At 51.3% G+C, this 5,087-nt stretch carries 5 protein-coding genes and 1 pseudogene; 3 read left to right on the top strand and 3 right to left on the bottom strand.

Annotation, left to right across the window (positions count from 1 at the left end):
* From IK012_RS10695 to IK012_RS10685, 3 genes and pseudogenes are all read right to left on the bottom strand, one after another.
* Positions 1-306 (bottom strand): annotated as a pseudogene (locus tag IK012_RS10695) (hypothetical protein); the annotation flags it as partial.
* A gap of 175 nt (positions 307-481) precedes the next feature.
* Positions 482-1,273, bottom strand: coding sequence for a DeoR/GlpR family DNA-binding transcription regulator (locus IK012_RS10690; RefSeq protein ID WP_290954227.1), 792 nt, complete (start codon positions 1,271-1,273; stop codon positions 482-484).
* A gap of 149 nt (positions 1,274-1,422) precedes the next feature.
* Positions 1,423-1,575: a hypothetical protein gene (locus IK012_RS10685; protein WP_290954224.1), complete on the bottom strand. Its 153-nt coding sequence runs from the start codon at positions 1,573-1,575 to the stop codon at positions 1,423-1,425.
* A 123-nt stretch (positions 1,576-1,698) separates the two neighbouring features.
* Between IK012_RS10685 and IK012_RS10680 the strand changes: the two genes are divergently transcribed.
* From IK012_RS10680 to IK012_RS10670, 3 genes are all read left to right on the top strand, one after another.
* Positions 1,699-2,961, top strand: coding sequence for a M28 family peptidase (locus IK012_RS10680; protein WP_290954221.1), 1,263 nt, complete (start codon positions 1,699-1,701; stop codon positions 2,959-2,961).
* Between the two features lie 6 nt (positions 2,962-2,967).
* Positions 2,968-4,404 (top strand): acetylxylan esterase, encoded by a 1,437-nt coding sequence (locus IK012_RS10675; protein ID WP_290954218.1) that lies wholly within the window; start codon positions 2,968-2,970, stop codon positions 4,402-4,404.
* A 247-nt stretch (positions 4,405-4,651) separates the two neighbouring features.
* The coding region (locus IK012_RS10670; RefSeq protein ID WP_290954215.1) for a DUF3575 domain-containing protein at positions 4,652-5,087 on the top strand (436 nt) is incomplete at its 3' end.

Here is a 5,087-nt window from a genome sequence, read left to right as displayed (position 1 = left end):
GCGGGCGAAGGAAATGAGCAGGACCTTGCTTGACTTGTTGAACCAGAACCACGGGGATACGAGGATGTCGGTGGTGGCTATGGCCCTTGCGCCTCGCAGGCAGGTGTCGGCCAGGGCGGTTTCGAGGGCGTCGCCGATGTACGCCGACGTACCGGCGCCGGTGAATACGACTTCGTAGCCCGCATCGAGGTATTTGTGAAGGAAGTCTGCTATTTCGCCCTTGCGGGACAGGATTATTTCGCAGGTCTTTTTCCAGACGTCAGGCTGCTGGCGTATTTCCCGGTATGTGTGGAAGTTCAGTTCCATTTTGTTACGTTATAGGTGTTATCGCTACAAATATATATATAATTTGGGATAAATTTCGTTTCGAAACTGCCTAATTCGAATCCGAAGCAGAACGAAATTATATCATATAATGTTAAATTGTTGTTTTATAATCGGTTGACTGAACAGATAAAAATATTTCGGGATATTTCGATTCTTATACATATACGGTTTCGACATTGATCTTCATGTCCCTCAGCTGATTGGCAACAGAGGAAGGAAGATTCTTGTCGGTGATTACGGTGTTTATCTTGTCGGGCATGGCGATGAACGCCAGGGCGCGCTTGTTGATTTTGGACGAGTCGAATACCGCTATGACTTCGCGGGCCCTCGAGATCATGACCTGGTTGGTGCTGGCCTCCTCTATGCTGGGAGTTGAAAGGCCTGCCTCCACGCTGAAACTGTCAACCCCGAGGAAGAGCTTGTCGCAGTAGAAGAGCTTGAGGTTGGATTCGGACAGGGAACCTACCATCGACATGCTGGACTCCCTGACACTGCCGCCTACGAGCATCACCCGGAAACGCTTGTATTTCAGCGCCTCGATCATTGCGTTGATGGAATTGGTGATGATGGTGAGGTCGTGGAAACGGTCAAGATGCCTGGCGACTTCGAGGGCAGTGGTGCCGGAGTCTATCATGATGGTGTCTCCGTCTTTGATATGGGCAGATGCCGCCCGTCCGATCGCCTCTTTTTCCTTGGCGTGGACCAGACTCTTGAAATTGACGTTCTGCTCGCCCTCTTCAGCCGCAGCTATGGCTGCGCCTTTTATCGCGCCTCCGTGGACGCGTATCAGGAGCTTGCGTTCCTTGAGGATGCGGAGGTCTTTGCGAATCGTAACTTCCGAAACACCAAACTGTTTGCTCAATTGGGTAACGGAAACCGACGAGTCTTCGCGCAGTTTTTGGAGGATAGCGGACCGTCTCCCTTGGCCAGTGTCATAAATGTTCATGTGGTTGCTGTTTTCGCAAATATAAGAAATAAAAGCATACGAAACAAAACGAAATGCAAAATGGCACAAAAAACTTTCGTTAGCTTTCGCTTATGGGTACAAAAAAAGCCGCCTTTGCAGGCGGCAATAAGACTAAGCTTGACTAAAGATTAGATGCTGGCTTTGCGATATTCCTTGCCGAGCTTCTCGAGAGCGAGGGTAGCTTTGCGGACGCGGGCCTTTGCAGCCTTGTTGTCAATCTTGTCGATGTCTTTCTCGATAGCAGCGATCTGCTCCTTGATTTTCTTGATAATTGCTTCCATTGTGTTGAAATTTAAAGGTATATAAACAAAAAATAAGTTCTAATGGCAAATATAATGGTTTTTTTTAAACAATGCTATTCCACCGCAAAAAAGTGTATATTCGCATAAGAAATTTTTTTTACAGTGAAAAAGTTTATATGGATAGTGCTGGTCCTTTGCGCCGTGCAGCTGCAGGCGCAGGACCTTAAGCAGTACAAGAGTGTCGTAAAGGAACTCAGCAGCGCCAGATATCAGGGCCGAGGCTATGCCAGGGGCGGAGCCAACAAGGCTGGGAAGTATCTGGAAAAGCAGTTCGTCAAGTCCGGAGCCGATGAAGTGACGCTCCAGCCGTTCACCATTGACATCAACACCTTCCCTGGCAAAATGGAGCTGTGGGCCGACGGAAAGAAGCTCACGCCCGGCGTGGACTTTTCCATGCGCGAGTACTCTCCGGGTGTGAAGGGCGAGTTTCCTGTGTACCACATCGACACCCTCAATTTCGACCCGGAGCGGATTTATGCCGATTTGGAAAAGCCTGAAAACGCGAACTGCCTGGTAGTCTGTGAATTTTGGTTTACCTACCGGCACCGCGAAGTATTCTCCAGGCTGCAGAAAGCGGGGGAGTGCTCCAATGCCGGGCTGATCTTCACCTGGGCGTCACCCATCAAATTCTTCAAGGCATACGGCGAGAAAGTGGTGGATAAGCCCATAATATGGGTTACTCCGGAAGCCATAAACGGCGTTAAAACCGTACGGGCCAATATAGACAGCAAGTTCCTCAAAGACTGCGAAATATTCAATGTTATTGCCAAAGTGGAGGGCACGCGTCACGACAGCTGTTATGTGTTCACGGCCCATTATGACCACCTCGGCAACCTCGGTAGAAAGGTCTATTATCCCGGCGCCAACGACAACGCATCAGGCACGGCGGCCATCGTTACGCTGGCGGCTCATTACGCAGTCCACCGGCCCTTATATGACATGTATTTCATCGCTTTTTCAGGTGAAGACGCCAATCTCCGCGGCTCAACTTTCTATGCCCTGAATCCGGCCGTTCCGCTGTCGCGAATAAAGTACCTTTTTAATATCGACATGATCGGGGACAACAATCCCGTTCAGTACTGCGAATGTAGCGACGAAGGTCTGCGCGGATTTGCCCTTTTCGAGCAGATAAATGCAGAAAAACACTATTTCAAGGCTTTGGAGCGTGGTGTTCTGGCTGCCAACAGCGACCACTATCCTTTCGCCGTCCGCCATGTTCCATGCATCTTTTTTGAGAATGAAAACGGTGACGCCTTCCCTTATTACCATACCATTTTTGATAATTGGAAAACGGCTGTTTTCGATAGCTACGAACCCGTTTTCAAAATTGTGACTGAATTTGTAAATTTGTACGATAAACTATAACCAGTTATGAAAATAAAACCGTTCTTTTCCTTCGCCGCCTTTGCCCTTGCGGTAATGTTCGCCATAAGCTGTGCGGCCCCTGTTCCCGAACCCGAACCGGAACCCGAAACTGATCCCGAAACCGAGACGGAGCCGGAAACAGATCCTACTCCCCCTGCTGATACGGTCAAGCTGGTTGACCTGAAAGGTACCGTTCCCGTTACTGAGAACTGGGTGTACACCGACAGGCCTGCGATTACAATCCGCGTCGAGAATCCCAATAAGGTCGCTGTCAAAGCCACTGCCATGATGCGCATAACCACGGATTTCAAGAAGGAGCTGATGACCGTCGAAAAAGAAATGGAAGTGCCGGCGGAGGGAACCCTTGATATCCCTATCACTACCGATGAGGATCTGGCTCCGGGCTTCTACAAGGCGTCCTGCTTCGTAAACAAGAAGTCGGCCCGCAGGTTCTTCTTCGGCATCAATCCCACCGAAATAGTTTCGGAGCCCGATATGCTGCCGGACTTCAACGAGTTCTGGGATGCCGCCAAGGCGCAGCTGGAAAGCATCGAAATGGCGCCCAACCTCATAGAAGTGACCAAGAAGAGCTCCGACAAATGCAAAGTGTACCTGGTGGAGTTTGCGTCCGTCCCGGACGGCCCTGAAGGGGATTCGGTGATTGTCCGCGGCTACTATCTGGAGCCCCAGGACGGCAAACCGCACCCGGTCATCATGCATTTCATGGGCTATGACACTCCGGGCACCTTTGTCTCCTGTCCGGGGGCGAACGGCGGCGATTACGCCGAGTTCTACCTTTCGCATCGCGGCCAGTATATCAACCGCGCCCCGGCGGACAAGCGTGGGGACGGCCTGGATATGGATTTTACCAGTGAATACGGAGACTGGTTCGCCTTCAATTTCGGATACAGGGACGGCTACTATTACCGCGGAGCCTTTATGGATTGCGTGCAGGCCGTCCGCTTCATGGCTACACGGCCCACGAGCGACATGAACAACCTGTTCGCCGAAGGCGCAAGCCAGGGCGGCGCCCTTACCTACGCAGTGGCGGCGCTGAGTGACTACACGTTCGCCGCAATCGCCCCCTGTGTGGCCTTCCTTGGCGATTATCCGGACTATTTCGCCATCGTGGACTGGCCCGGAAACACCGCGAAGGATTCCTGGAAGAAGTATGTCGCGGCCCATCCGGGTCTGACCGACGAGGATATGTACAAGTTCCTCTCGTACTTCGACACCAAGAACCTTGCGACGCGCATCACCTGCCCCGTAATCGCGAGCTCATGCCTCCAGGACGGAACCTGCCCGCCGCATACCAATTTGGCGCCGTACAACAACCTGAAAGTCACGGACAAGCAGATCTGGTTCTATCCCGAACTGCAGCACCAGATTCCGAGTGAGTGGCCAGGCAGGTACATGTCATTCTTTAAGAATCACATGAAATAAGCCTTTCCGTTACAGGGATGGTGCAAGATTCTAGGATGCTTTTCGGAGCATCCTTTTTTCGTTAAAACAGACGGTGTGATCGCTCAAATATTGCGCGCCATGTACGCGCGATTATCGCTCGTGCGCGCTATATTTGCGCGCGGACACGCAACATTATCATATAAATGCGAACATTTTTTGGTTTATTTTGGTAGATTTGCAGAATAAGAATTAATAACAAACAGACAAAAACCATCTAAAAAGCAAAATGTTACGCTTATTACTCATGCTTGCGATGCTGCTCTCAGCAGTTCTTCCGTCCTCCGCACAGGAGGCAGGGGACAGGCATGTCATGGGTGTAAGCACCAACATTCCCTACGATTTCACCTACGTACCCGGTTACGGCCTCACCTCTGTTCCCAGCTTCAGTCTGGAGTTTTATCCGGCCTCGTCCGAACACATCACCTTCGGTGCGGATGTGGAGTGGCCCATGTGGAAACACCCCGAGGAGCACCGCTATCTCCAGGTGAACAACATCACCCTGTGGCTGAGGCGCTATTTCAAGTCTTGCGAAGCCAGTTTCTCCGGAACCTACCTGTTCTGGAACGCCAATATAGCCAGATACGGCGTCGGTTTCGACAAAAAAGGCTGGGAAGGCGAAGGCGTGGGCACGTCCCTGGGCATCGGTTACAAGAAGATGCTCG

Origin of the sequence: Fibrobacter sp. (genome assembly GCF_017551775.1) — a bacterium.
Lineage (GTDB): Bacteria > Fibrobacterota > Fibrobacteria > Fibrobacterales > Fibrobacteraceae > Fibrobacter.
Note: the sequence above shows the minus strand (reverse complement) of the source record. Positions and strands in the feature narration are given on the sequence as shown.